Origin of the sequence: Streptomyces sp. NBC_00029 (assembly GCF_045160505.1) — a bacterium.
Classification (GTDB): domain Bacteria; phylum Actinomycetota; class Actinomycetes; order Streptomycetales; family Streptomycetaceae; genus Streptomyces.
Genome location: NZ_CP108292.1, coordinates 7,407,667 through 7,432,407, shown reverse-complemented (window position 1 = coordinate 7,432,407; position 24,741 = coordinate 7,407,667). Strand labels below are relative to the sequence as shown.

The window sequence follows — 24,741 nt, the reverse complement described above, 5'->3', positions numbered from 1 at the left end:
GACACGAGAGTTGCGGCCCTCGTACTCCCTCCTGGAGAGGTCCGACCACTTACGGTCCCGTTCTTTTGCTTTGTTTTTACCGTCGGGGACGCGTAGGTGGCTGGCGGCGCGGTGGCCTGTCGCAACCTCCGCTGGAGGGGAATCTTCCGGTGTTGTTCGATGCACAGGAGACGCGGTGCGAGAAATTATCACGTTTCGATAAATCCTGTGGAGCTGCTGTGCAGCTCCACGATGCTGCTGCACTCCGGCCCCAAGTTCCCTCGGCCGGCGCGGAGTTTCACAGCGCTGCCGGGCACAGACGACAACAACCCCCGGGTGCCGAGCGCCAGGTGGAGTGCTCGGAGCCCAGGCGCACAGGAGAACTGGATGCCCCTGCCCCAGCCTCACATGCCCAGCTCACACAGAGCCCGCCGCAGAAGCCGTCACGCGGCAGCGGCTCCGACGGCCGGAAGGAGGGCCCTGCGACGGCCCTCCCTCCTGCCCAAGGCCGGAAGGCTGAGCCCCGGCGTGCTCTGCGCCGTGGGCGCGGCCATCGTGGCCATCACCGTGGCTGCCCGCGCGGGCGCCCTCACCCAGCTTTGGGACTTTCTCGACTTCGGGGCGGGCGTCATATCGCTCGTCTCTCTCACCGCCACCGTCCTTTGGGGACTGGCCGCGACCGACCGGGTGATCCTGGGTTCGGGCCACCGGCTGCTCGCCCAGGGGGCGCACCGCGGCCTCGCCGTGTCGGGCCTCGGCTTCCTGGCCCTGCACATCTGGGTCAAGGTCGCGGAACAACGGACGACGGCGGCTTCCGCGATGGTGCCGTTCACGGACGACGCCCGGCCCGTTCTGGTCGGGCTCGGCTCCCTCGCGGGCTACCTCTTCCTTGCGGTGGCCATCTCGGGTGCGACCCGCAGTGTGTTCGCCGCCAAGCGGCGCTCGCTGTTGTGGCGTGCCCTGCACTTCGGCGCCTATCCGGCGTGGGGCGCCTCACTGGTACACGGACTGAAGTCGGGCCGCGCCGCCGACACCTGGGTGACCGTGGCGTACGGACTGTGCCTCCTCGGTATCGCGGGGGTGCTCGTGCTGCGCGTCAGGATGCGGATAAGTGACGCGGCCTCACGGCCGCCCGTTCCCCAGCCCGTGCCGCAGACGCCCTTCAAGGCCACCGTTCCCCGGCCGCGGCGGGGTTCGCGGCCGGCCGCGGCGGTCACAGCGGGGTCCGCGGGACCCCTCCTGCCGCCCCTGCCCGAACAGCCGCCGCGTACCGCCGTGTACGCACCGAGCCGGGCCGGCAGTACTGCGGACGCCGAGACGCTCATCAGCCGAGAGCAGTGGATGTGAGCAACGACACGCGCCCCAGCCTCGGCTGCGTGGGCGCCCCCCGGCTCCTCGCCGGACTCGACCAGGCCGCGCGGCTCGACCGCGTGGCCCATCTGACGACACACGGCTCGCTGCCGCGCTACCGGCCGGACGAACTCGTCGACCTCGCGGACAACATCGACTTGCGCGGCCGCGGCGGAGCCGGCTTCCCCTTCGCGAAGAAGGTGCGTGCCGTCATGCGATCGGCACGCGCCGGGACCGGGCAGACCGCGGTCGTCGTCAACGGCAGTGAGGGCGAGCCCAGCTGCCTCAAGGACACGGCGCTGCTCCTGCACGCTCCCCACCTGGTGCTCGACGGGGCCCTGTTGGCCGCCGCCGCGCTGAACTCCGAGGACGTCGTGGTGGGCGTCACCCGGGGGGACGTGGAGCAGTCGCTGCGGGAGGCCGTGGCGGAACGCGGCCCGGCCGGGCGCCGGGTGCAGATCACGCGGCTGCCCGAGCGCTTCGTCACCGGAGAGGGAACGGCGCACGTGAACGGCCTGAACGGCGGCCCGACGCTGCCTTCGGGACAGAAGGTGCGCACCAGTGACCGGGGTCTGAACGGCCTTCCCACCCTGTTCTCCAACACCGAGACCTTTGCCCAGCTCGCCGTCGCCGCCCGGCTCGGCGCGCTGGACTACCGTACGACCGGCCTGCCCAGCGAGCCGGGCACCGTGCTGCTCACCGTCGCCGGCTCCACGGTCGTCGAGACGCCGAGCGGGGCCGCGCTCTCCTACATCCTGGAACTGTGCGGCACCGATCCGGGCCAGGGCGTCCTGGTCGGCGGCTATCACGGCAAGTGGCTCGACCCCGCGTCCGCGCGCGCCGCCGAGGTGTCACGCGAGTCGCTCGACCGGCTCGGCGCGCGGCTTGGGGCGGGGGCGGTGCTGCCCCTGCCGATGGACACCTGCCCGGCCGGCGAAGTGGCACGGGTGACCCGCTGGATGGCGAAGGAGTCGGCCGGCCAGTGCGGCCCCTGCGTACGGGGGCTGCCCGCCATAGCCGACGTACTGGACGACGCCATCCGGGGCGGGGGCAGACCCGCCCTCGAAATGCTGGAGCTGCGGATGAAGGCGGTGCTGAAGCGCGGCGCGTGCAGCCATCCCGACGGCACCTCGGCCTTCGTCGCCTCGGCACTCAGGACCTTCCCGGACGAGTTCCGGGACCACGCGCTCGGCAGCGGCTGCGGCAGGCGGGTACTGGGCGCCCTTCCGCTGCCCGAGGACGAGGTGAGTCCGGAGCGGCTGGTGGTCGACTGGACGCTCTGCAAGGGGCACGGGCTGTGCGTGGACGTCCTGCCCGACGTGGTGCGGCTCGACCTGGACGGCTTCCCCGCCCAGGCGTCCATGCCCGTACCGGCGCAGCTGCGGCAGAAGGCGCAGCGCGCCGTGCGGCGCTGCCCGGCCCTCGCACTGCGCATCCAGGACTGAACCAATACCCCGGGTTCAATCTTGGCGCGATCTGACAAATTCGCATGGATATCCGCTTCCGCCGCTGCGGGCCCCGTATCAATTACCGGGGGCAAGGAAACGCGGAACCGAACCTGAAGGAGAGATCGTGAAGAGAATGCGTCGTGAGATATTCGCCGGGTCGGCGGTCGCGGTACTGATGATGACGGCCGCATGCGGAAGCTCGGACAATTACGGGGGAAAGGGAAACACGGTCCAGCCGGTGGGGGACAGCAAACAGGTCGGATCCCCCTACGGCGACGTATACGGCGGCGGCGCCGGAAGCGGTTCGGGCGCGGTCCCCGTGGGCCAGGCCGGCAAGACCGGCCCGGCCGGACAGCTGAAGGTGAGCGAGGTCCAGGGCCTGGGCGCCGGAGTCACCGACAGCGAGGGCTTCACGCTCTACCGCTTCGACAAGGACACCCCCAAGCCCCCCAAGTCCAACTGCGAGGGGGACTGCGCCGCGGCGTGGCCCGCGGTCGCCGCGGAGGGCGCCTCGGTCAGCGCGGGGATCGACGAGGCACTCCTCGGCTCCGTCGACCGGGCGGACGGCACCAAGCAGCTCACCATCGCGGGGTGGCCCGTTTACCGCTACGCCAAGGACGCCAAGGCGGGCGACGCGCTCGGCGAGGGCGTCGGCGGAACCTGGCACGTGCTGGGGCCCGGCGGCAAGCCGGCCGGCGCGGCCAAGGGCGCGGACGCCGGGGCGGAGAAGGAGGAGAAGGAGGAGGAGCAGACGGACGCCGCGGCGAAGGGCGGCGAACTGAACGCCGTACAGAACGCGGAACTCGGAACCCTCGTCGAGGACGCGGACGGCAAGACGCTCTACCGGTTCGACAAGGACAGCGCCTGGCCGATGAAGATCGGCTGTGTGGACGCCTGCACCGACACCTGGAAGCCCGCCAAGCCGGTCGACAAGGACAAGGTAAACGGAATCGCCCCCGAATTGATCGGAAAGGTCAAGCGGCCCGACGGTACCGAGCAATTGACCATCGACTGCTGGCCGGTTTATTCGTTCACCGGGGACAAGGAACCCGGTGACACCACCGGACACAACAACAAGGGCCTCTGGTTCGCCATCACCGACAAGGGAAAGAAGGCGAAGGTCGTCGGCTAGGTCCCCCCTGCGGCGCACCGGTCCTCCCCCCGAAACGCGTGGTGCCCGGGTACCTCCCCACCCGGGCGCCACGGCCCCTCCCCCATCAGCCAGAGAGGTCGCCATGCCGTCCACCGACCGCCGCACGGGCCGCGCCCGGCGGATCCGCCCGTCGCTTCCGGCCGTCGCCGCGGTGTGCATCGCCGCGCTGCTGTGCGTCGGCTGCACCGCGAAGGCGAAGGCGGAGACGCACCACACCTCGGCGGGGGCGGACAAGTCCGCGCCGAAGACGCCCGGAAAGTCCCTCGAGGAGATCGCCACGGCCATCGGCTGCACGGCCGAAGTGAACGTGGAGGCCGAGGAACTGCGCCAGGGCGGCTGTGAGGCCGGGCAGGTCGTCTACCGCATGGTCACCTTCGCCGCGGAGCAGGGACTGCATTCCTGGCTGACCGAGGCCCGGATGTACGGCGGCACTTACCTGGTCGGGGACCGATGGGTCGTCACCGCGCCGACCGCGGAGGCCCTGACGGCACTGCGCGGACGGCTCGGCGGCACCCTGGAATCCGGTGAAGAGCACGGTGGGAGCCACTGAGGCTCCCGGACCACCCGCACACGTCGGCCCCCGGTGCACCACCGGGGGCCGACTGCGGCGTGTCGGCCACCTGTCCTGTTGTCGGCTCGTTCGTGAGGAGCACAGAGCACGACCCTTCGGGATGATTCGGCCGGGCTTCAGGTGCAACAAGGTGGACGCGTAAGCGACTTCACCGAAAGGAACGGCTCAGTGCGCCTGAAACGCTTCGCACCGCTGCTCGCCGCCGCCGGACTCATCGCGACCACCGTGCCCCTGCTCTCCGCGACGCAGGCCTCCGCCGCCCCGGCCGCGGACCACCTGCGGCAGAAACCCGCCTGGCACCGCTGCAGCCCCGAGCAGCCGGCCTCGTACGAGTGCGCGACGCTCAAGGTCCCGCTCGACTACCGGCGTCCCGACGGGCGCACCATCGACCTCGCCATATCCCGGATCAAGAGCGAGAACCCGGGCAAGCGGCACGGCGCGATGCTGCTCAACCCCGGCGGCCCGGGCGGTTCCGGTCTCGACCTGCCGCTGCTCATGAACGATGCGATGCCCAAGGACGTACGGGAGAAGTACGACCTCATCGGCTTCGACCCGCGCGGGGTGGGCGCCAGCAGCCCGATCAGCTGCGGACTGACCGACACCGAGCAGAACTTCGACCGCGCCTACCGTCCGGAGACCTTCGGTTCCGACGTGACGTGGGCGCGCACCGTCGCCGACAAGTGCCGTGAGAAGGCCGGTTCGGTTCTGCCGCACATCACCACGCGCAACACGGCCCGGGACATGGACACGATCCGTGCGGTCCTGGGCGAGCGCAAGCTCTCGTACCTCGGCTACTCGTACGGGACCTACCTCGGCGCGGTGTACTCGCAGATGTTCCCGGACCGCACGGACCGCTTCGTGCTCGACAGCGGTGTGGACCCGCAGCGGATCTGGCGCGGCATGATCCAGGTCTGGGCCACCGAGGCCGAGCCGGCCTTCGCGCGGTGGACGCAGTGGGCGGCGGAGCGCTCGGCGGAGTACGGGCTGGGCGACAGCCCGAAGGCCGTGTCGGAGACGTTCTGGGGTCTGGTGGCACGCGCCGACAAGGAGCCCATCGAGCTCGACGGCATGAAGGTCGACGGGGACATGATCCGCTCCGCGCGCGGAGCGTTCTTCTACCCGACGCAGGCCACCCCCATGGTCGTGGCCCTCAAGGCGGCGGCCGAGGGCAAGCCGTTGCCCGCGGGCGCGGACCTGCCGGAGCTCAAGCGGCTGCTGACCGGCAGTGCGGCGGCCGAGCCCGCCTCGGACAACGGCACCGCCGTGTTCTGGGCGGTGGTCTGCGGGGACACCGGCAGCTGGCCGCGGTACTCCGAGCAGTACGAGCGGGACGCGGTGAAGGACAAGGCCAAGTACCCGCTGTACGGGGACTTCGCGTCCAACATCAAGCCGTGCGCCTTCTGGGACCGGCCGGTCGAGGCGGCCACGCCGATGCACAAGAAGGCCGATGTGCTGACGGTGCAGAACGAGTGGGACTCCCAGACCCCGCTCGTCAGCGGCCAGGGCCTGCACCGCGCCCTCAAGGGTTCGCGGATGGTGCTGGCGGCGGGCGGTGAGGGCCACGGCGTGTACCTCGTCGACCCCACCTCCTGCGCCAACGCTCCGGTCAACGCGTATCTGTCCACGGGCCGTCTGCCCGCCCAGGACGTGACCTGCCAGAACCCGCCGGCCGCCGCCGAGCGGCGCGGATCGACGGCGCCGTCGAAGCCGCTGCCGTTCCCGTCCGTCCCCGGCAGGTTCTGACGCCGGTCGGACCGAGAGGCCCTGTAAGGGCTCCGTAAGGGCCCGGGAGAGCCCCTGGAGGGCCTCTGGGCGGCCTCCGGGGGCCTCGAGGGGAATCAGGGGGACCCCGGTCGGTCTAGCCCGGGAGGGACGCCTCCGCGGCCGCCTTGATGCGGCGGCCGAATTCGGGGGCGTCCTTGCGGGCCGCACCGAGCGCGAGGCCGACGAGCAGCTTGCCGATGCCGTGGCCGGTGAGGGTGTTGTGGATCCGGACGCGCGTGCGGCCACCGGGCAGGCCCTCGAGGTCGTAGCCGCCCTCCGCCGTGACGAGGTTGCGGGTCTGCTCCGTCCAGCGGATCAGGTGCGGCGGGTCGTAGCCGACGATGCGGAACTCACGGCCGGTCTTCATGCCGGCGTCCTTGACCGTGCTGCGGAAGACCGTGCCGAGGGCCGTGGGGCCGTCCGGGCTCTTGGTGATCTCCTGTACGCGCGGGCTGAACTCGGGGTCGTGCCGCCCGTCGGCGAGATAGGCGAAGACCGCCTCCACGGGCCTGTCGATCTCCACACTCGCCTCGAACTGTCCGGACATGTCCGCTCCTCGGTGCGACTACCTGTGATCAACGATCCCAGAGGGGCACCCTAGGCGCGCGCCGACGGCCCGGCGGCCGGTTCCTGCTCCGCGCCGGTGGCCGTGTCGGCACCGGCGCCGTGGCGGTTGCCGCGCAGCGGGGTCAGCAGCCCGCCGCCGAGGATCAGCAGGCACAGCGCCCCGCCCGCCAGGCTGACCGCCGGGACCCCGTGGCGGGCGGCCAGCAGGGTGAGCACCGCGGCGCCCACCGGGCCCGAGGCGTTGTGCACGGTCCAGAACGCGGACGTGACCCGGCCGAGCAGATGGTCCGGGGTCACCTCCTGACGCAGGGTCATGGTGCAGATCCCGCCCAGGGTGATCCCGAACATGAAGACGGCGGCCAGTGCGGCGATCACCGGCACGCTGCGGCTGACGCCCGTCACCGTCACCCCGACGGCGATCATCGCGATCGAGGCGAGCCAGCACGTGCCGAAGCCGAGGACCCGGCGCAGCCGGCCCGCGCTCAGGGCGGCGGCGACGGACCCGGCCCCGCTGACGGCGATCACGTAGCCGAGGGTGGCCGCGTCCCGGCCGAGGTCGTGCTGGACGCGGTAGATCAGCAGGTCGGTGGCGCCCATGGTGACGAAGGTCAGCAGGGTGAGCTGGACGGTCAGCGGGCGCAGCAGGGGGTGGCCCCACAGGAAGCGGAAGCCGACCACGAACATCTCCCGGAGCACCCCGGCCCCGGACTCGTTCCCGGCCTTGCTGACGGCCTTGTCCGCCGCCTCCCCGGCGGGGCGGGCGGTGAATCTCACCCATCCCAGGCTGGCGGCGGAGACCAGGAAGGTCGCCCCGTCCAGGGCCAGCGCCCAGTCCGCGCCCACGCCCGCCGTGAGGAAGCCGGCCACCACCGGCCCGAGCAGGGTCCCGAGGGCGAAGGTGCCCATCAGCCGTCCGTTGGCGGCCGTGAGGTCCTGCGTACGCACCAGGTTGGGGATGGCCGTCACGTACGAGACGTCGAACAGCGTCTTCAGTACGGCGGCCAGCGCGGTCAGCACGTACAGGAGCCAGATCTGTGGCCCCGCGGCCCACCAGACGAGCGGGACCGAGCCGAGGAGCACGGCCCGCGCCAGATCGCAGACGATCATGAGCCTGCGGCGGTCCACCCGATCGACCACGTACCCGGCGAACACCCCCGTGCCGATGGCGGTGGCACCGGACACGACCGTGACCAGGCCCATCTGGACGATGGACCCGGTGGCGTCGAGGACGAGCAGCGGAAGCGCGAGCAACGACACGGACCCGCCGAGGACGGACAGCGCCTGGCCGAGCCAGAAGACGTTGAAGTCCTTGTTCCGCCGCAGCGGCGGCAGTGGATCACAAGCTGTGGATTCCGCCGAGATGGTCCCGCTCCCCCGTGCCCGTCGGCCGCCCTCGTGGTGTCGGCCGTCGGCGGGAGCGTAGGCGAGCCGGTCCGGCGCCCGCCAACGCGTTTTCGGCTACCGGGTCTCCGCCGAGACGGGTTCGAGGAAGAAGAGGCACTGTTTCACGTTGAATTCGCCCACCTCGGCGACGAAGCGGAACCTGTCGCCCGCGCGGACGGTGGCGGGGGCGTCCCGGCCCGCCGGCTTCAGGTCCGCGGTGGTGACGTCCTCGTACTTGAAGGCCGGACCGATCACCGTCCTCGGACCCTCGTCGCCGGGGCCCAGGAGCATGTCGTAGCGGGTGGCGTCGGCACGGTCGGGTGCCACGTGCACGACCGAGCCGTCGAAGGCGACCGTCCTGCCCCTGTACTTGGCCGCGAAGTCCCGGTTCACGTCGTCGCACGAGTCCGGCGTCTGCAGCAGCGCCGCGAATTCCGGGTTGTTCTGGGACGTGATCACCTCGGCGGCCGCCGACGCGGCCGCGGTGGGAGCCGACGGCGCGGACGGCTTTCCGCTCGCGGTGGCCGCCGCCGGCTTGTCCGCCCCGTCCTTCTTCCCGCCTCCGTCTTCGAGCGCCACGCCCACGGCGATGCCGCCGGCCAGGAGCACGAGGAGGCCGGCCGCGGCTCCGATCACGAGCCGCGGCACCGGCTTCTTCGGCCGCCGGAAGTCGAGCGTGGAGCGCAGCATGCCCTGGGTCTGTCCGACGAGCTCCCAGCCGTCCCCCTGCATCCTCGAGATCACCCGACCGTCGGTGCCGCGAACGGTTTGCACGGTCTTGTACTCGTAGGTGATCTCGTCGGCCATGCGGCTCCGCGCCCCCTGAATGAACTTTCCATACCAGCTGATCCGCGAGCATAGGGGACGGCGCGAGGAGCAGGACGACCGGTCGTCAGCCGAGCAGGGCGTAGACCGTGGAGGCCGTGGCCGCCGGGTCCTCGGCGCCCTCGGGGGTTAGGGTGATGTCGGCGAAGGCCATCCGCTTGCCGAGCTTGGTCACCCGGACATGGATCAGTACATCGGCTCCGACCACCGGCCGCTGGAAGCTCGTGGACTGCTGGACGGTGGTCATCGGCCCGTAGCCGCCGCGCGCGGCGGAGATCGCGATGACGGTGGCCGTGTCCGCGGCCGCCATCATGGCCTGGCCCGAGAGGCCGCCTCCGTCACGGGCCAGCTCCTCGGACCAGGGCAGCCGCAGTACGGCGTGCCGCTCCCCGGTCTCCTGGACGGTCAGTCCGAGGGCGAGCACCCAGGGGGCGAAGTTCTGGACAAGGATCTTGTCTGCGTCTGCGGGTGAGATCGTCACCGGGCGATTGTGACGGTCCGGGCGGACCGCCACAATCCCCTTTCGGTCACAGGCCGGCGGCGAGTTCCGTGCCCTGCTTGATGGCCCGCTTGGCGTCGAGCTCGGCCGCCACGTCGGCGCCGCCGATCAGGTGGGCCTCGACGCCCGCCGCGCGCAGGGCCTCGTAGAGGTCGCGGCGCGGCTCCTGGCCCGTGCACAGGACCACGGTGTCGGCGGGCACGAGGTGCTGCTCGCCGCCGACCGTGATGTGCAGGCCCTTGTCGTCGATGCGGTCGTACGTGGCTCCCGCGACGGAGACGACACCGCGGTGCTTGAGTTCCGCGCGGTGGATCCAGCCGGTGGTGGTTCCGAGGTCCTTGCCGACCTTGGTGGTCTTGCGCTGGAGGAGGTGCACCCGGCGCGGCGGGGCGGGGCGCTCGGGGGCGGTGAGTCCGCCGGGCCCGGCGTAGCCGGTGTCCACGCCCCAGTGGCGGAAGTAGACGTCGGGGTCCTGGGAGGCGCCCTCGCCGCTGTCCGTGAGGAACTCGGCGACGTCGAAGCCGATGCCGCCGGCGCCGACGACGGCGACGCGCTCGCCGACGGGGGCGCCGTCACGCAGCACGTCGAGGTAGTTGACGACGTTGGCGTGGTCCACGCCCTCGATGTCGGGGGTGCGGGGGGTGACGCCGGTGGCGACGACGACCTCGTCGTAGCCCCGGAGGGTCTCCACGTCGGCGAGGGTGTTGAGGCGGACCTCGACGCCGGACTCCACGAGCTGGGTGCCGAAGTACCGGATGGTCTCCTCGAACTCCTCCTTGCCGGGGATGCGGCGGGCGACGTCGAGCTGGCCGCCGATGTGGCCGGAGGCCTCGAAGAGGGTGACGGCGTGGCCGCGTCCGGCGGCCGAGACGGAGCAGGCGAGACCGGCCGGGCCGGCGCCGACGACGGCGACGCGCTTCTTCGTCCGCGTCGGGGACAGGACGAGCTCGGTCTCGTGGCAGGCGCGCGGGTTGACCAGGCAGCTGGTGATCTTGCCGCTGAAGGTGTGGTCCAGGCAGGCCTGGTTGCAGCCGATGCAGGTGTTGATGGTCTCCGGGCGGCCGGCCGCGGCCTTGGCCACGAAGTCGGCGTCGGCCAGGAAGGGGCGGGCCAGGGAGACGAGGTCGGCGCGGCCGTCGGCGAGCAGTTCCTCGGCGATCTCGGGCGTGTTGATGCGGTTGCTGGTGACGAGGGGGACGCTCACCGCGCCCATCAGCCGCTTCGTGACCCAGGTGTACGCGCCGCGCGGGACGGAGGTGGCGATGGTGGGGATGCGGGCCTCGTGCCAGCCGATGCCGGTGTTGATGATGGTGGCGCCGGCCGCCTCGATCTCCTTGGCGAGGTGGACGACCTCGTCGAGGGTGGAGCCGCCGGGGATCAGGTCGAGCATGGAGAGGCGGTAGACGATGATGAAGTCCTCGCCGACGGCCGCGCGGGTGCGCCGGACGATCTCCAGCGGGAAGCGGACGCGGTTCTCGTACGCGCCGCCCCAGCGGTCGGTGCGCTTGTTCGTCGCGGCGGCTATGAACTCGTTGACCAGGTAGCCCTCGGAGCCCATGATCTCGACGCCGTCGTAGCCGGCGAGCTTGGCGAGGCGGGCGGCGCGGACGAAGTCCTCGACGGTGCGCTCGACCTCGGTGTCGCTGAGCTCGTTGGGGACGAAGGGGCTGATGGGGGCCTGGATGGCGCTGGGCGCGACCAGGTCCTTGTGGTAGGCGTAGCGGCCGAAGTGGAGGATCTGCATCGCGATCTTCCCGCCCTCGGCGTGCACGGCCTCGGTGATCACCCGGTGCTCGGCGGCCTCGTCCTCGGTGGTGAGGCGGGAGCCTCCCTCGAAGGGCCGGCCGGCGTCGTTCGGGGAGATGCCGCCGGTGACGATCAGGCCGGCGCCGCCGCGGGCGCGTTCGGCGTAGAAGGCGGCGAGGCGCTCGAAGCCGCCCTGGTGCTCTTCGAGGCCGGTGTGCATCGAGCCCATGATCACGCGGTTCGGCAGGGTGGTGAAGCCGAGGTCCAGGGGGCTCAGCAGGTGCGGGTACCGGCTCTGGGAACTCATGTGGGGCGCCTCCTCGCGCGGGGGTGATGAACCTGTTCTAGCGAGGGGAAGGCGGTTTTGCAACTAAGTGCATAACCGGATCCGGCGACCGGGAGCCGCCCGCCCCCGGGAATCCCGGGCCCGGGGCCCGGGCTCCCGGCAACCCTGTGGCGGAGTTCACGCCGCCCCGCGTACCGTCGGCGGGATGACCGGGCACCCCACGACACACCCGACGGCACACCGCACGACCGACGCCGAGCGCGCCCTGCGCTGGCTCGCCGAGGACGGCGTCACCCGGACCGGTCAGGGCACCTGGTACGACGCGGAACCGCCCGCCGGAATCCTCACCTCGGAGGACCTGTGCAACGGGCTCGGCTCGATGGCCTTCACCGACGTGGGACTGGACCTCGCGGACCGGCTGCGAGTGGCCCTCGGACTCATGGACCTGCTCGGCTGGCACCCCCTGGTGACCGCTCAGGTCCACACGGCCCACCTCGGCCCGCAGGGCCCGCTCCCGGCGGACCTGCTGTGGGACGGCTACCGCCGGCGGCTGGAGGCCGGGCCGGCGTGCGAGGCGATCACCTGCTCGCTCTGGTTCGACTGGTTCGAATACGCCCCGACCGCCGAGGAGGCCTTCGCCGAGGTCCTCGGCAACGACCGCGAACGGCTACAGCCCGGAGCCCCGGAGCCGCTGCTCCGCCGGGCCCGCCGGGTCCTGGAGCACTCGGGCCCGGTGCCCTGGGCCGCGAAGGCCCCTGCCCTCCGCGCCGCCGCCCGCGTCCCCGCCCTGCACCACGCGGTCTTCCGTGCCGTCCTGCGGAGCCACCACGACACCTACGGGAGCATCGACCCCGCCGCGGGCCTGGCCCTCCTCGACGGCCTGGAACTCCCGTCGGACACCGAGCGGCTGGCGGTACTGCGAAGCGAACTGGCCTGAGGCGCGTCTAGGCCGTCTCTTTCGGATCTTGTCGGGCCCGCGAGCCCGGCGCGATCGGCCTGGACACCCCTGGGCAGCGTCTTTGCGTTCATCGGATCGTTGACCCATGCGGAAGATCACGAACAGGCGGCGGCGTCGAGCTCAATCGCCCGATCGACTGCCGAGATCCGCAGACAGCGCCGCGTAGATGTACTCGCTGCCCCAGCGGTCCCCGTCGAGGTCGTTCTCGACCAGGTGCGCCTCCCGGCGCATCCCGAGTCGCTCACAGACCCGCACGGACCCGGTGTTCTCCACATCCAGCCGCGCGTAGAGCCGGTGCACGCCCAGCGTGTCGAAGGCGAACCCGGCCAGCGCCGCGGCCGCCTCGGTCGCGTAGCCGTGCCCCTGGTGACCCGGGCCGAGAGTCCAGCCGATCTCGGCCTGGGCGGCGCGGGCATCGGCCAGGGCGAGGCTCACCTCGCCAAGGACGCCGGGCTCATCTCGTCGGCAGACGGCGAGCGACAGCTTGTCCCCGTCGGTACGCCAGGCCGTCTGCGCCGCGCGCTCGGCGGCAGCCTGCTCGCTGCGCTCACGCGTGTGCGCCGGCCGGTACAAGTAGCGCGCCACGCTCGGCAGGCTCTGGTAGGCGTGAAGGTCGTCGGCGTCGCCGGGAGTGAACAGACGCAGCGACAACCGGGCCGTGGTCAACGGCAGCAGCGAAGCGACATCCATGCGGACCCCCGGGACGCGAATGTGGATCAAGTTGCGGACCCGATTTTCGCATCACGACTGCCCGCCAGCCACGCCTTTTCAAGAGCAGCGCTCGGCAGCCGCACTTCACCACGAGGCGCGGCATTCCGGCAGTTGACCGACCGACGCTCCTGGTTGGTTCGGTACTTCACCACGGGGGCAGTCTGCCCCCGTCAGATCGTGACCGGGCCGTTGGCGGTGGCGAACTCGACCGATACCAGGCCCGGTTCCTCATCCTCGACCCAGGTGACGTCGATCTGGTCGAGGGGGTGGTCGGCCGGTTCGCCGAGGAATTCGGCGATGGACGCGGCGTCGCCGGCGATGGAGACCCCGTGGATGGTGGTGGGGGTGCGCGGGTCGGCGCTCGGGCGCTCCGCGTCGGGGACCAGCCACTGGAGGAAGTAGGGAAGTTGCGGTTCCTCCAGCAGTTCCAGCAGGCCGATCTGCTTCCACCTCAGGTCGAACCCGTCGGGGCGGACACGGTGGCCCTCGGCCGAGGTGCGGCCGAGGCGGGCCTCGACCGGGGCGATGTCGTCGACGGAGACCACCCATCCGAGCCAGCCGCCGCCCTCGGCGGCGCGGCGCGCGACCGCCTGGCCGAAGGGTGCGCGGTCGGCGGCGGGGTGGTCGAGTGTGGTGACGACCTCGACGTAGGTGCCGCCGCTCAGCGGGAGGATGAAATTGCGGGTGCCGAATCGCGGGTGCACGCCTCCGTCGACGAACCCGGCACCGAGGGCCGATCCGATCCACTGAACGGTCGAGACGAAGCTGTCGCGGGCCACCGCATAGGACACGTGATCTAGTCGCACTGCGACATCATCACCCGACAACCCGCACAAATCCCGACGCCACGCCCGCCGCCCCGGCCGCGTCCGCGGGACACCACCGAGGGGCCCGGCCCCGAGGGCCGGGGCGGGACCCCTCGGTGTTCAGGCGCGGCGCAGGCGGACCGTGACGATCTGGAACGGGCGCAGGACGAGCGGGACCCGGCCCTCCGGGGTGGGGACACCCACCGCCGATCCCGCCAGGGGCCGCTCGAGCAGGTCGCTCTCCCCGGCCGCCGCCACGGGGAAGTCCGCCGTGAGGGTGGCCCGGGCGCGGCCGCCGCGGGACTCGTAGAGGCGGACGATCACGTCGCCGCTGCGGTCCTCGGCCAGCTTGACCGCCTCGACCACCACCGCGTCCTCGTCGACGGCGACCAGCGGGGCGACCGGGCCGGCGCCCGTGACCACGCGCTCGGGCAGGTTCAGCGCGTGGCCCTCGCGTACGGCGTCGCCGATCCCGGCGCCCGGTGCGAGCGAGTACCGCAGGGTGTGGGAGCCCTGGTCGGTCTCCGGGTCGGGGTAGCGCGGGGCGCGCAGGAGGGAGAGCCTGACCGTGGTGGTCTGCCCGCCGTCGGCCCGGACGTCACGGGTCACGTCGTGCCCGTACGTGGAGTCGTTGAGCAGCGCCACCCCCCAGCCGGGCTCCTCCGCGTGGATCCATCGGTGGGCGCAGATCTCGAACTTGGCCGCCTCCCAGGAGGTGTTGGTGTGGGTGGCCCGGTACACGTGCCCGAACTGCGTCTCAGAAGCCGTCCGTTCGGCCTTCACGTCGAGCGGGAAGGCGGCCTTGAGGAACCTCTCCGTCTCGTGCCAGTCCACCTCCGTGACGATGTCGACGGTCCTGGCCCCGGCCCGCAGGGTGATCTGCTGGACCGCGGTCGACTGCCCGAAGGAGCGGGTCACGCGTACGGTCGCCGCCCGCGGCCCGTGCCCGGTGACCTCCAGCCGGTCGAGCTCCACGAGGTCGGTGACCCGGTTGCGGTAGAACTCGTCGACGTCCCAGGCGTCCCACATGTTGGGGAAGTCGGGATGGATCTGGAGCAGGTTCGCCGCGGCCCCGGGGGCGATCGATTCGCGGCGCGCCTGGAGGTCGTAGACCGAGACGATCAGTCCGCGGGCGTCGATCTCCACCAGCAGCCGGCCGTTGGCCAGGATGTGGCCGCCGCCGTGCCGCTCCTCCACGGTGACCGGCTCCCGGGCCGCGGCCGGTCGGCCCGCCCCGCCGGCCGGGACGCCGCGGCGGGTGTGCGGAGCGCAGTTGAAGACCAGTTCCTCGGTGCCCTGACCGGCGAGTGCCTGCTGGGCGGCCAGGGTGATCCCCTGGAGCTCCTCGCGCACCAGCGCGTACGTCTCGCGCGCCTCGCGGTGCACCCAGGCGATGGACGAGCCCGGCAGGATGTCGTGGAACTGGTGGAGCAGCACCGTCTTCCAGATCCGCTCCAGGTCCTCGTACGGGTACGCGTACCCGGCGACCCGCACCGCGGCCGTCGCCGCCCACAGCTCGGCCTCGCGCAGCAGTGATTCGCTGCGCCGGTTGCCCTGCTTGGTCCTGGCCTGGGAGGTGTAGGTGCCGCGGTGCAGCTCCAGGTAGAGCTCACCGGCCCACACGGGCGCGTCCTCGTATTCGGCGTGGGCCCTCTCGAAGAAGGCGTCGGGGCGCTCGATCCGGACCTTCGGGGAGCCTTCCAGGTCCCGCTGGCGGCGGGCGCGGGCGAGGTGTTCGCGAGTGGGGCCGCCACCGCCGTCACCCCAGCCGAAGGGGGCCAGCGAGTGCGAACCGCGTCCCTTCTCACGGTAGTTGCGGGCGGCGTGGGCCAGTTGGGCGCCGCCGAGGTCGGAGTTGTAGGTGTCGACGGGCGGGAAGTGGGTGAAGACGCGGGTGCCGTCGATGCCCTCCCACCAGAAGGTGTGGTGCGGGAATTTGTTGACCTGGGACCAGGAGATCTTCTGGGTCAGGAACCACTTGGAGCCGGAGAGCTTGACGAGCTGCGGCATCGCGGCGGTGTAGCCGAAGGAGTCGGGGAGCCAGACGTTCTGCGTCTCGATGCCGAACTCGTCGAGGAAGAACTTCTTGCCGTAGAGGAACTGGCGGGCCATGGCCTCGCCGCCGACCATGTTGGTGTCGGACTCCACCCACATGCCGCCGACCGGCACGAACTGTCCGTCCGCGATCTTCTTCTTGACCCGCTCGAAGAGCTCGGGCCGGTACGTCTTGATCCAGTCGAGCTGCTGTGCCTGTGACATCGCGAAGACGAACTCGGGGTGCTCGTCCATCAGGCTGACCATGTTGGATGCGGTGCGCGCGACCTTGCGGACCGTCTCGCGCAGCGGCCACAGCCACGCGGAGTCGATGTGGGCGTGGCCGACCGCGCTGATGTGGTGCGCGGAGGCGTTGGCCGGGGCGGCGAGCACCTGGGCGAGACACGTGCGGGCGCCGGGCGCCGTGCCGGGCACGTCGGCGAGGTCGAGCGCGTCCAGGGCCGCGCCGACGGCCCGCAGGATCCCGTACCGGCGGGCGTCCGCGGTGTCGAGCTGGGTCATCAGGTCGTAGAGCACCTCCAGGTCCTGGACCAGCTCCCAGACCTCCGTCTCGAAGACGGTGAGCTCCATCCGGGCGAGCCGGTACAGGGGCTGGTCGCCGGCGGTCTGCAGGTCCCCCTCGTAGGTGACCGCGTGGTCGACCAGGACCGGGTTGGAGGCGGCCTCGACGTACCACTCGATCCGCTCACCGCCCTCGGCGCGGTCGGCCACGCGCACCCAGTCGTTGTACGGGTTGAGCGCCTTGACCTCGCCGCCGTCGGCCCGGTGGACCAGGCCCTCGCACTGGAAGCCGGGCATCATGCGGTCGAAGCCGAGGTCGAGTACGGCTTCCACCGTACGGCCGGCCCAGTCCGCGGGGACCGTGCCGGTGACCTTGAACCAGGTGGTGCCCCAGGCCGGGCCCCACGGGTCGCCGACCGCGCAGGGCCCGTAGCGCGCCGCGAGGCCCTCGCTGACGGGGACGGGCTCGCCGGGGGCGTCCCAGCGCTCGACGGTCAGCGGGATCCTGCGGGAGTGGACTGCGGGCCTGACGCGGTCCTTGAGGACGCGGCGGAGCCGGTGCTCGGTGATGCTGCGGTCGTCGTGCATGACGGCTGCTCCAGGGGAGGGTGGTCGGTACGGACGGGCAGTGGGATCAGGTCTTGACGGCTCCCTCGCCCACGCCCTTGAAGAAGAAACGCTGGAGGGCGAAGAAGAGGAGCATCATCGGGAGGAGCGCGGCCATCGCGCCGGCCGCGACGAGGCGCTGGTCGTTGACGGTGGTGGCGCCGGCCAGGGTCTTCAGGCCCAGCTGCAGGGTGTAGTTGTCGCTGTCCGTGAGGACCAGCAGGGGCCACAGGAAGTCGTCCCAGGCGCCCATGAAGCTGGTGATGCAGACGACGGCCAGGGCGCCCTTGGCGGCGGGCAGGAAGACCCGGGTGAAGCGGGTCCATTCGCCCGCCCCGTCCAGGACCGCGGCCTCCTCGACCTCCTTGGGCACGGCGAGGAAGGCCGCCCGCATGATCATGATGTTGAGCACGGAGACCGCACCGGGGAGCCAGACCCCGATGAGGGTGTCGACCAGGCCCATTTCGCGGACCGTCAGGAACATCGAGATCATCACGGACTCGAAGGGGAACATCAGGGTCGCCACGAGGACGGTGAAGACGGCCCGGCGGCCCTTCCAGGCGGCCCGGGAGAGTGCGTAGCCGCCCATCGCCGCGAAGAGCATGTTCGAGGTGATCGCCAGGGCGGCGACGATGAGGGTGTTGCCGACGTACTGCAGCAGCGGGAAGGACTCGGCGACCCGGACGTAGTTGTCGAGGGTGGGCTGCGAGGGCAGCACGCCGTCGTACACGTTCTCGGTGCGGCCGCGTATCGAGGTCAGGAACTGCCAGACGATCGGGCCCAGCATGACGACGAGCATCAGCACCAGCGTGGCGTACCGCGCGGCCGGGCCGATCAGACGGCGCCGGCGGCCGGAAGCGGGCCGGCGGGGCGGCTGCCCGCCGGCGGGAGCGGTCGGTGCGCTCACCTCTCGTCCCCCTTCGACAGACGGCGGCCCAGCAGGCTGAAGACCAGGGTCAGCAGGAACAGCAGGATGGAGAGGGCGGAGGCGTAGCCGGTCTCGCCGGAGAAGCCGAGGCCGACCTGGCGGATCAGGAAGGGCAGGGTGCGGGCGCCGCCGCCGGGGCCGCCGCTCTCGCCGCCGAGGATGTAGATCTCGGTGAAGACGCGCAGCGCCGAGATGGCGGAGAGGGTTCCGACCAGCAGCATCATCGGCTTCACCTGGGGGACGGTGATGCTGAAGAAGCGGCGGACGGGTCCGGCGCCGTCGATGGCGGCCGCCTCGTAGAGCGTGGCGGGGACGTTCCCGAGGGCCGCCAGGTAGAAGACCATGTAGTAGCCGAGGCCCTTCCACACGGTCACGACCATCGCGGAGACCAGCAGCATCGCGGAGTCCGTCAGGAACGGGACCGGCTCGGAGATCAAGTGCAGCCGCTGGAACACGGTGTTGACGAGACCGTCGCTGCGCAGCACCCACTGCCAGATCAGCCCGACGACCACGGCGGAGGCGATCACCGGGGTGTAGAAGGCGGAGCGGAAGAAGCCGATGCCGGGGATCTCCGTCCGGACGAGGACCGCGAGGGCCAGCGGCAGGAGGACCAGGCAGGGCACGACGACCACGAGGTACAGCACGCTGTTGCCGGCCGCGACCCAGAAGTCGGGGTCGGCGAAGGCACGCCGGTAGTTGTCGAGGCCCACGAAGCCGCCGCCGCGCAGGATCTGGGCGTCGGTGAAGGAGAGGACGACGGTGTTGACGAACGGCCAGAGGCTGAACAGCGTCACCATCACGAGGCCCGGAGCGAGGAACAGGTAGGGGGTCCACCACCTGCGGTGGACCAGCCCGGTGTCGGTCTCCATGGCCCGCAGGGCGCGCCGCCGCCCCGCTGCGCGCCGCCGCTCGTGTGCCCCACCGCCGCTGCGCACCCGTTCGCCGAGGGCGCCGCCGGTCACTTGTCGGCCGCGGCGGCGAGGAGCTTGTTCGCGGCCTCCTGAGCCTTCTGCACGGCGGTCCGGGGGTCCTGCTCGCCCTTGATGGCCTTCTGCATCTCGCGCACGACGGCGTCCCCGACCTGGTTGGTCCACTGGACGGGGGTGTTGGCGTCGAGCGCGGCGGTCTTCAGCTGGTCGGCGCCGACCGCACGGGCGAGGGTCTCCGCGTCCTTGCCGTCGCCCTTGTCGGAGAAGAACGGGTCGGCGAGGCCCCGGGCGTTGGAGGGGTAGATGGTGGCCTTCCTGGAGAACTCCACCTGGTTGGGGCCGTTGGTGACCCATCGCGCGAACTCGGCCGCCGCGTCGAGGTGCTTGGTGTCCTTCCTTATGCCGAGCGACTGGGCGTAGATGCCGATGTGGCCGAGGCTGCCGGTGACGGCTCCGGCGACCTGGGTCTTGGCGTAGATCTGCGGGGCGTTCTGCTTGATGTCCTTGACGAAGCCCGGGGAGCCGGGCCCGAAGACGATCTTGCCGCCGCCGTAGAGCTGGTTGATGTCGTCCGACTTGAGCAGGGACTCCTTGGGCATGGCGCCCTTGGCATAGAGGTCCTTCATCCGCTCCACCCACTGGACGGCCTTGTCCGTGTCGAAGGTGAACCGGTCCTGCTGCTCGCTGAGGATCGGGATGCCCATCTTCTGCCAGTCCCCGGGCAGCCGGCCCTTGGGGTCGGCCATGAAGGCGGAGTACCGGCCGCCGGACGTGGCGGCGATCCGCTCGGCGCAGTCGAAGAACTGCTCCACGCTCGTCGGCGGCCGGTCCGGATCCAGACCGGCCTTCTCGAAGAGCTCTCTGTTGTACGTGAGGATCTCCGGCGTGACGTACCAGGGGTAGGCGTACACGCTGTCGCCCTTGCCGGGCAGCTTGAACTGCTCCCAGGCGCCCGGCACGTACTCCTTGGCCATCGCCCCGTCGAGCCGGGCGACGTCGGCGAGCATGCCCCGGTCGCCGAGGAGCTGGAAGGAGTCGGTGGAGAGGTTGACCACGTCGGGGAGGGCTCCGGCCTGGGCGTCCGCGACGAGCTTCTCGTTGTATCCGTCGCCCGGCACGTCCTCCCATTTCACCTCGACCTCGGGGTAGCGCTTCTCGAAGGCGTCGATGACCCCCTGCACGTAGGCCGTGAACGTGGGCTTCAGCTGGAGGGTCCGGAAGGTGATCCCGCCGGCCACCTTGCCCGTCCTCTCCGCCTCCTTCGTGTCTGCGGCCCCGCCGCCCAGGCCGCACGCTCCGGTCGACAGGAGGGCGAGCGTCGTCAGCAGGGCTGCAGCAATACGGGTCGGGTTCGAACGGGTCATCGTCGCCGCCTTCGCAGAAGTCCGGCCTCATTGCCGGAGGCGGTGCCCACGGTGGTCCGGAAGCAAGACCTCGTCAATGAGGCGGGGAGGCGGCTGGCCGGTGACGCATTGGTGCCGAATGGCGCACCGGGTCCGAGGATGTCTCCGAGGCCCCCACCGGCACCATCTTGAGCTGCACTAATGCGCTTTAGTACAAAGGCGGTCGGGGAGGGTGTCGATTCGAGGCGAAGCAGCCAGTCCGGCGAACTTTGACTTTTTATCGCCGGTTCACGGCGGCTCGCACTAATGCGCTTTACTCATGTGCGGCGAAACCGCTTTAGCCGCAGGCGGGTTGTGCGACGGGACGGCCCCCGTCTAGATTTCGCCTCGAACGGCGTGTAGCTCAGCAGCCAGAGCACCGACCTGCACAGTCGGAGGGCGCAGGGGCAGGACCTGCCACGCCGGCCATGGACGACAACGCTGGACAGCAGCCGACGGGCCCGATGTTCTCCGCCTCCGGGCTCTCCCCCGCGGAGCTCTTCGACCACTGCCTCACCGAGGAGGGTCTCGCCGGGCTGTGCTGGATGCTCGACAGCGGGCGCTACGACCTGCGCGCACCCGAGGAGGCCGCGCTGCTCTGCGTGGCGTGGCTGCTGCGTGCCGGGAAGAGGGGCGCAGCAGCCGAACTCGTCGAGGAACTGAAGCCCTTCGCCGGCGAGGTGCGGTTCGCGCCGTACCCCGCGGACCGGCCCGCCCCCGACGCGGACGCCGTGCACGTGCGCACCGTCGGCGAGGTCTCCCGCACGCTCGCCCGCCGGTCCCCCCGCCCCGGGATCCGGACGCAGCACGAGGCGATCACCGTCTGGCGGCCCTTCGAGGACGAGCTGCTCGGCCACTGGCTGCGCGCCGAACAGGACCCCGCAGAGGGCGCCGCCCTCCTCGCGCGGTACCGCCACCTCGCGGCCACGCACACCAGCTGCACCAAGCACCTCGACCCCAAGTCCAATGCGGCCGTCCTGCGCCGCGCGCTGGAGGAGACGGTCGCCGGGCGCGAACTGTCGCCCCGCCTCGCCGGACTGCTGCGCCACGCCGTCGCCTCGATGGCCGCCCGGCGCGGCCGTCCCGGCTCCGCCGGACACGCCCGGCTGCGCCGGGCCCAGGCCGAGCAGGCGGACCGGCCCGCGCACCACGACCTGGCGGCCCTCGTCCTGCGCCGGCTCGCCCCGCTCGACGTGGGCGGCGGCGTGGCCGACGTCGAGGCGCTCCTCGTCCCGGTGACCACGGACGAGGCCGCGGCCTGCGGACTGCCCGCCGGAACCGCCGTCCCGGCGTCGGTCCGGGCCGTGGTCGCCTCGGCGCGCAGCGCGCCCCTGGCCGCACTGCTGGAGCACGGAGCGATCCCGTCCGCGGAGGTGCTGGGCGAAGTGGCGGGGCAGCTGATCGTCACGCTCACCGCCCGGGGATACGCCGACGAGGCGCTGCGCACCCTGATCGCGGCGACCTACCGGGCCCGTCGGGACCGGCGGTACCCGTTGTGGTGGACCCCGGAGCAGCATGCCCGGACCACCGCGCTGCCCTGGGTCCGCGCGGTCACCCCCGGGGACACCGACCCGGCGGAGCAGGCGCGTACCACTCTGCGGATGCTCGCCGAGGTCTGTGTGCGGGCCTTCCCGGGCGCCGGACTGCCCAACCTGCTCGTTCTGGTGCTGTCGCGGCTCGCCCGGTCGGCCGCACTGCCCGTGTCGTTCGCCGCTGAGCCGTTCGCCGACTCCTACAGCGGGATGGCCGATCCGGACGTCCTCGGCACCGCGCGGACCGCCGCCGGGCTGCTGCGCGGCACGGTGTACGAGCGCTACTACGGGATCGACTACGCGGCGGTGCTGGAGCTGGCGGACGCCGGGGACCGGGAGGGCTTCGCGCGGCTGTGCGCCGAGCGTGCCGGGCGCCCTGGACGGCCACTGGCCGGCGACCCGGCGGTCGTCGAACAGGCCCGGATCCTCACCACGTTCAACCTCGCCACCCTGGTCGTGCAGCTGGACGTCGCCCCACGGGACGGCTGGGGCGCCTCGGCCCGGGGCGCGTTCGCCGCCGCGACCGGCGCGGCCGCCACGGCCAGGAGCACCGCCTGCGCCTGGCGGCAGCTGCTGTTCCACCTCGCGCTGTGCGACGCGGACGAGCAGGCCCGCGTACTCGCCTGGATCGGGGATCGTGCCGCCCGCCTCCCGGCGCGCCGCGCCGCGCGGATCGCCCTGCCCCTGGCCGACCTCCGCCTCGCTGCTGCTACCGCTACCGGCGCCGCCCCGTAGTCACTTGGGCTTGTTGCGGTAGATGCGGCGGCCGGCCAGATGCGTGGTGACCGTCCGGCCGCGCCACAGCTTCCGGTCGCCGTCCATCTCGTCCGGGGCGGGCCACCGGCCGCGGCTGATGTCCGACCGGATGCTGTCGGGCTGCAGACCGGACGCCTCGGCGATCTCGACGACGGTGTAGCAGCGGTCCGGGTCGAGCGGCGTGGCTTCACGGGTGTGGTGCTCGCCGAAGAACCGGGCGATGGCCTCCGCGTCGAACTCGATGGTTCTGCCGCGCTTTCCGATCGCGCGCGGCCACCCGGGGTGCCGTCCCCACCGGGGGTTCTCCGACAGGTAGCGGGCGCTCATTCCGTAGTGCTCGGCTATCTCGGTGTACGTGACGCCGGCGCGGCCCTCCCGGGGGACGGGACCGCCCTTCGGTGCGCCGGTGGAGGCGGCGCGGGAGGCGGCGCCGGTCGTACGGGCCGCCCGCTCACCGGCCTTCGGCGCCGTCCGGGCCTCGCCCGGGGCGGCCTCCGCGACGGTGAGGACGACCGTGCGGCCGTCCGGGTCGGTGAGCGTGTGCCGGCCCGGCGGCAGGAACCCGGCGCCGTTCGGCGGGGCGGTCAGACCCAGGCGCAGGTAGCCGGTCTCCGGGCGGCCCGTGGCCGGGTAGAGCTCCAGCACGCCACCGTCGTCGAGCATCGCCGCGTAGTGCTCGGGGCCGTTGCCGTGCCGCTCGGGCACGAGGACGAGGCCGATGCCGCGGTAGAAGTCGCGGCAGGCGTCGAGCCGGGTCGTGTAGATCACGGCGAGTTCGAGGATCATGCTGGCGCTCCCGATGTGTGAGACGGCCGTGGACGGACGGTCGGCCCCCTCCCGCTACGCGCAACGGCTCGACGGATTGCGGAACTTGGCCGCAGACCTGGCGCGCTGCACACCGAACCCCCCGTTCCGGTAGCCCACTTCGCCCTCTGGCGTGTGGCGTGACACGCGTTGACAGGGAAGGTCATCTTAAATTCCTACCATGACTGCGTACGCTGATCACATGACCGACACCAGCCTGTCCGACCAGCAGGCACGCGATGACCTGCGCATCTTGACCGCCGAGTACACGAGCGCCGTCCGTGCTCGCATCGCCGACGTCGAGGACCCGGTCGCACGGGAACGGGCGGCGCGGCTGTTCACGGACCAGCTGCTGCCGGATGTGGCCAAGGCGGTCAAGGACGTGCGCATCGCTGCCGTGGTCGAGCTGAGGCAGGGGCGCACCCTCAAGCAGGTGTCGGCTCTGATGGGTCTGTCCGTGCCCAGGGTCGACCAGCTGCTCAAGGGGAAGTAGCGGCCTTTCGGGCCCCACGCCGACGGTGACGACCACCCCTTCGCGGCGGTAGGTACCGACCAGCGGGGTCATGTCGAGGAGCGCGGGCCGCGCGGAGGGAGCGCGCAGGCGGGCGGCATGTCAACTCCGCCGAGTTCGAAGAGGAGTTGGCGGAGCGGTCGGCGCAGAGGGGGCGGGCGGCGCCCCGTCGGGGAGCCCACCGCTGCATGTCCGCGACGGCCCGGGCACGGCAACCGCGCCGATGTCCGGGCCCCGCGGCCCTGCGCCCCGTGACGGGCGTTCCTGCTACTTCATCGGGTACTTGGTCTTCTCCGCGAGCTTGCCGTCCTTGAAGCAGAAGCGGAGCACGGTCTCGTTCCCGCCCTCCGGATCGCCGCTGGAGATGTACCAGGCGCAGGCGCTGCCCTCGGGCTCGACCGGGCCGCCCTCCTTGAGGGCGCTCTTGACGAAGCTTTCGCCGGACGGGAGCCTGCCGCGGACCTCGCCCTCCGCGTCGCCGGTCTTCACGGCCTCGTAGACCGCCGGGTCGACCATGGTGTTGTCGGCCATGTCGAGGAACTTCCCCACACCGAAGACCAGGGCCACGAGGACACCCACGCCCAGCACCAGCGCCACCGCGCACCCGATCAGACAGCCCTTGCGCTGTGCCACGCCCGTTCCTCCATGTCGTTCGTGTCCGGCGTCGGTCGCCTGGACACTCACACCCTCG

At 71.6% G+C, this 24,741-nt stretch carries 21 protein-coding genes and 1 tRNA gene; 9 read left to right on the top strand and 13 right to left on the bottom strand.

Annotated elements, in window-relative coordinates; genetic code table 11:
• Positions 1-507 precede the first annotated feature (507 nt).
• From OG753_RS34315 to OG753_RS34295, 5 genes are all read left to right on the top strand, one after another.
• A complete protein-coding gene (locus tag OG753_RS34315) occupies positions 508-1,326 on the top strand; it encodes a hypothetical protein (RefSeq protein WP_327265542.1) in 819 nt (272 codons plus the stop codon).
• Positions 1,323-2,774 carry an NADH-ubiquinone oxidoreductase-F iron-sulfur binding region domain-containing protein gene (locus OG753_RS34310; RefSeq protein ID WP_327265541.1) on the top strand — a complete coding sequence of 484 codons (1,452 nt, stop codon included), beginning with the start codon at positions 1,323-1,325 and terminating at the stop codon, positions 2,772-2,774. Before OG753_RS34315 ends, OG753_RS34310 begins: the two co-directional genes overlap by 4 nt.
• 136 nt (positions 2,775-2,910) lie before the next feature.
• On the top strand, positions 2,911-3,909 hold the full coding sequence (locus OG753_RS34305) for an SCO0930 family lipoprotein (RefSeq protein ID WP_327266997.1): 999 nt from the start codon (positions 2,911-2,913) through the stop codon (positions 3,907-3,909).
• A gap of 103 nt (positions 3,910-4,012) precedes the next feature.
• Positions 4,013-4,480 carry a hypothetical protein gene (locus OG753_RS34300; protein WP_327265540.1) on the top strand — a complete coding sequence of 156 codons (468 nt, stop codon included), beginning with the start codon at positions 4,013-4,015 and terminating at the stop codon, positions 4,478-4,480.
• A gap of 189 nt (positions 4,481-4,669) precedes the next feature.
• Positions 4,670-6,244, top strand: coding sequence for an alpha/beta hydrolase (locus OG753_RS34295; RefSeq protein WP_405791315.1), 1,575 nt, complete (start codon positions 4,670-4,672; stop codon positions 6,242-6,244).
• Positions 6,245-6,359: 115 nt separating this feature from the next.
• On the opposite strand, the gene OG753_RS34290 is transcribed toward OG753_RS34295, so the two are convergent.
• The 5 genes from OG753_RS34290 to OG753_RS34270 form a co-directional block, all read right to left on the bottom strand.
• Positions 6,360-6,812 carry an SRPBCC family protein gene (locus tag OG753_RS34290; protein ID WP_405791314.1) on the bottom strand — a complete coding sequence of 151 codons (453 nt, stop codon included), beginning with the start codon at positions 6,810-6,812 and terminating at the stop codon, positions 6,360-6,362.
• A 50-nt stretch (positions 6,813-6,862) separates the two neighbouring features.
• A complete protein-coding gene (locus OG753_RS34285) occupies positions 6,863-8,164 on the bottom strand; it encodes an MFS transporter (RefSeq protein ID WP_405792910.1) in 1,302 nt (433 codons plus the stop codon).
• A 126-nt stretch (positions 8,165-8,290) separates the two neighbouring features.
• Positions 8,291-9,022: a DUF4839 domain-containing protein gene (locus tag OG753_RS34280; protein ID WP_405791313.1), complete on the bottom strand. Its 732-nt coding sequence runs from the start codon at positions 9,020-9,022 to the stop codon at positions 8,291-8,293.
• 85 nt (positions 9,023-9,107) lie between these two features.
• Entirely contained in the window at positions 9,108-9,521 is a 414-nt protein-coding gene (locus OG753_RS34275) for a PaaI family thioesterase (RefSeq protein ID WP_327265535.1), read from the bottom strand.
• A gap of 46 nt (positions 9,522-9,567) precedes the next feature.
• Positions 9,568-11,592, bottom strand: coding sequence for an FAD-dependent oxidoreductase (locus OG753_RS34270; RefSeq protein ID WP_405791312.1), 2,025 nt, complete (start codon positions 11,590-11,592; stop codon positions 9,568-9,570).
• Between the two features lie 184 nt (positions 11,593-11,776).
• On the opposite strand from OG753_RS34270, the gene OG753_RS34265 reads away from it, so the two are divergent.
• The gene (locus OG753_RS34265) at positions 11,777-12,508 is read left to right on the top strand and encodes a hypothetical protein (RefSeq protein ID WP_405791311.1); all 732 of its coding nucleotides are present in this window, start codon (positions 11,777-11,779) and stop codon (positions 12,506-12,508) included.
• Positions 12,509-12,649: 141 nt separating this feature from the next.
• On the opposite strand, the gene OG753_RS34260 is transcribed toward OG753_RS34265, so the two are convergent.
• From OG753_RS34260 to OG753_RS34235, 6 genes are all read right to left on the bottom strand, one after another.
• Positions 12,650-13,219: a GNAT family N-acetyltransferase gene (locus OG753_RS34260; protein ID WP_327265532.1), complete on the bottom strand. Its 570-nt coding sequence runs from the start codon at positions 13,217-13,219 to the stop codon at positions 12,650-12,652.
• Between the two features lie 191 nt (positions 13,220-13,410).
• On the bottom strand, positions 13,411-14,046 hold the full coding sequence (locus OG753_RS34255; protein WP_327265531.1) for a VOC family protein: 636 nt from the start codon (positions 14,044-14,046) through the stop codon (positions 13,411-13,413).
• A gap of 120 nt (positions 14,047-14,166) precedes the next feature.
• Complete coding sequence (locus tag OG753_RS34250) at positions 14,167-17,190, bottom strand: alpha-mannosidase (protein ID WP_405791310.1); 3,024 nt, start codon at positions 17,188-17,190, stop codon at positions 14,167-14,169.
• A gap of 46 nt (positions 17,191-17,236) precedes the next feature.
• Complete coding sequence (locus OG753_RS34245; RefSeq protein WP_405791309.1) at positions 17,237-18,115, bottom strand: carbohydrate ABC transporter permease; 879 nt, start codon at positions 18,113-18,115, stop codon at positions 17,237-17,239.
• On the bottom strand, positions 18,112-19,005 hold the full coding sequence (locus OG753_RS34240; RefSeq protein ID WP_405791308.1) for a carbohydrate ABC transporter permease: 894 nt from the start codon (positions 19,003-19,005) through the stop codon (positions 18,112-18,114). Before OG753_RS34240 ends, OG753_RS34245 begins: the two co-directional genes overlap by 4 nt.
• A gap of 89 nt (positions 19,006-19,094) precedes the next feature.
• Positions 19,095-20,429 carry an ABC transporter substrate-binding protein gene (locus tag OG753_RS34235; protein WP_405791307.1) on the bottom strand — a complete coding sequence of 445 codons (1,335 nt, stop codon included), beginning with the start codon at positions 20,427-20,429 and terminating at the stop codon, positions 19,095-19,097.
• A 371-nt stretch (positions 20,430-20,800) separates the two neighbouring features.
• On the opposite strand from OG753_RS34235, the gene OG753_RS34230 reads away from it, so the two are divergent.
• Both OG753_RS34230 and OG753_RS34225 read left to right on the top strand, forming a co-directional pair.
• Positions 20,801-20,876 (top strand) — tRNA-Cys (locus OG753_RS34230).
• Positions 20,876-22,714 carry a hypothetical protein gene (locus tag OG753_RS34225; RefSeq protein ID WP_327265526.1) on the top strand — a complete coding sequence of 613 codons (1,839 nt, stop codon included), beginning with the start codon at positions 20,876-20,878 and terminating at the stop codon, positions 22,712-22,714. Before OG753_RS34230 ends, OG753_RS34225 begins: the two co-directional genes overlap by 1 nt.
• Here OG753_RS34225 and OG753_RS34220 read toward each other — a convergent pair whose 3' ends face one another.
• Complete coding sequence (locus OG753_RS34220) at positions 22,715-23,521, bottom strand: hypothetical protein (protein WP_405791306.1); 807 nt, start codon at positions 23,519-23,521, stop codon at positions 22,715-22,717.
• A 220-nt stretch (positions 23,522-23,741) separates the two neighbouring features.
• Between OG753_RS34220 and OG753_RS34215 the strand changes: the two genes are divergently transcribed.
• The gene (locus tag OG753_RS34215) at positions 23,742-24,032 is read left to right on the top strand and encodes a hypothetical protein (RefSeq protein ID WP_327265524.1); all 291 of its coding nucleotides are present in this window, start codon (positions 23,742-23,744) and stop codon (positions 24,030-24,032) included.
• A 285-nt stretch (positions 24,033-24,317) separates the two neighbouring features.
• Here OG753_RS34215 and OG753_RS34210 read toward each other — a convergent pair whose 3' ends face one another.
• Complete coding sequence (locus OG753_RS34210; protein ID WP_327265523.1) at positions 24,318-24,683, bottom strand: hypothetical protein; 366 nt, start codon at positions 24,681-24,683, stop codon at positions 24,318-24,320.
• Positions 24,684-24,741 lie beyond the last annotated feature (58 nt).

Excerpts from the sequence above, each read along its gene's own strand:
- OG753_RS34225 (WP_327265526.1), top strand. The coding sequence starts at position 20,876 with ATGGACGACAACGCTGGACAGCAGCCGACGGGCCCGATGTTCTCCGCC.
- OG753_RS34250 (WP_405791310.1), bottom strand. The coding sequence starts at position 17,190 with ATGCACGACGACCGCAGCATCACCGAGCACCGGCTCCGCCGCGTCCTC.
- OG753_RS34305 (WP_327266997.1), top strand. The coding sequence starts at position 2,911 with ATGCGTCGTGAGATATTCGCCGGGTCGGCGGTCGCGGTACTGATGATG.
- OG753_RS34300 (WP_327265540.1), top strand. The coding sequence starts at position 4,013 with ATGCCGTCCACCGACCGCCGCACGGGCCGCGCCCGGCGGATCCGCCCG.
- OG753_RS34270 (WP_405791312.1), bottom strand. The coding sequence starts at position 11,592 with ATGAGTTCCCAGAGCCGGTACCCGCACCTGCTGAGCCCCCTGGACCTC.
- OG753_RS34280 (WP_405791313.1), bottom strand. The coding sequence starts at position 9,022 with ATGGCCGACGAGATCACCTACGAGTACAAGACCGTGCAAACCGTTCGC.
- OG753_RS34220 (WP_405791306.1), bottom strand. The coding sequence starts at position 23,521 with ATGATCCTCGAACTCGCCGTGATCTACACGACCCGGCTCGACGCCTGC.
- OG753_RS34215 (WP_327265524.1), top strand. The coding sequence starts at position 23,742 with ATGACCGACACCAGCCTGTCCGACCAGCAGGCACGCGATGACCTGCGC.
- OG753_RS34260 (WP_327265532.1), bottom strand. The coding sequence starts at position 13,219 with ATGGATGTCGCTTCGCTGCTGCCGTTGACCACGGCCCGGTTGTCGCTG.
- OG753_RS34265 (WP_405791311.1), top strand. The coding sequence starts at position 11,777 with ATGACCGGGCACCCCACGACACACCCGACGGCACACCGCACGACCGAC.
- OG753_RS34290 (WP_405791314.1), bottom strand. The coding sequence starts at position 6,812 with ATGTCCGGACAGTTCGAGGCGAGTGTGGAGATCGACAGGCCCGTGGAG.
- OG753_RS34240 (WP_405791308.1), bottom strand. The coding sequence starts at position 19,005 with ATGGAGACCGACACCGGGCTGGTCCACCGCAGGTGGTGGACCCCCTAC.
- OG753_RS34235 (WP_405791307.1), bottom strand. The coding sequence starts at position 20,429 with ATGACCCGTTCGAACCCGACCCGTATTGCTGCAGCCCTGCTGACGACG.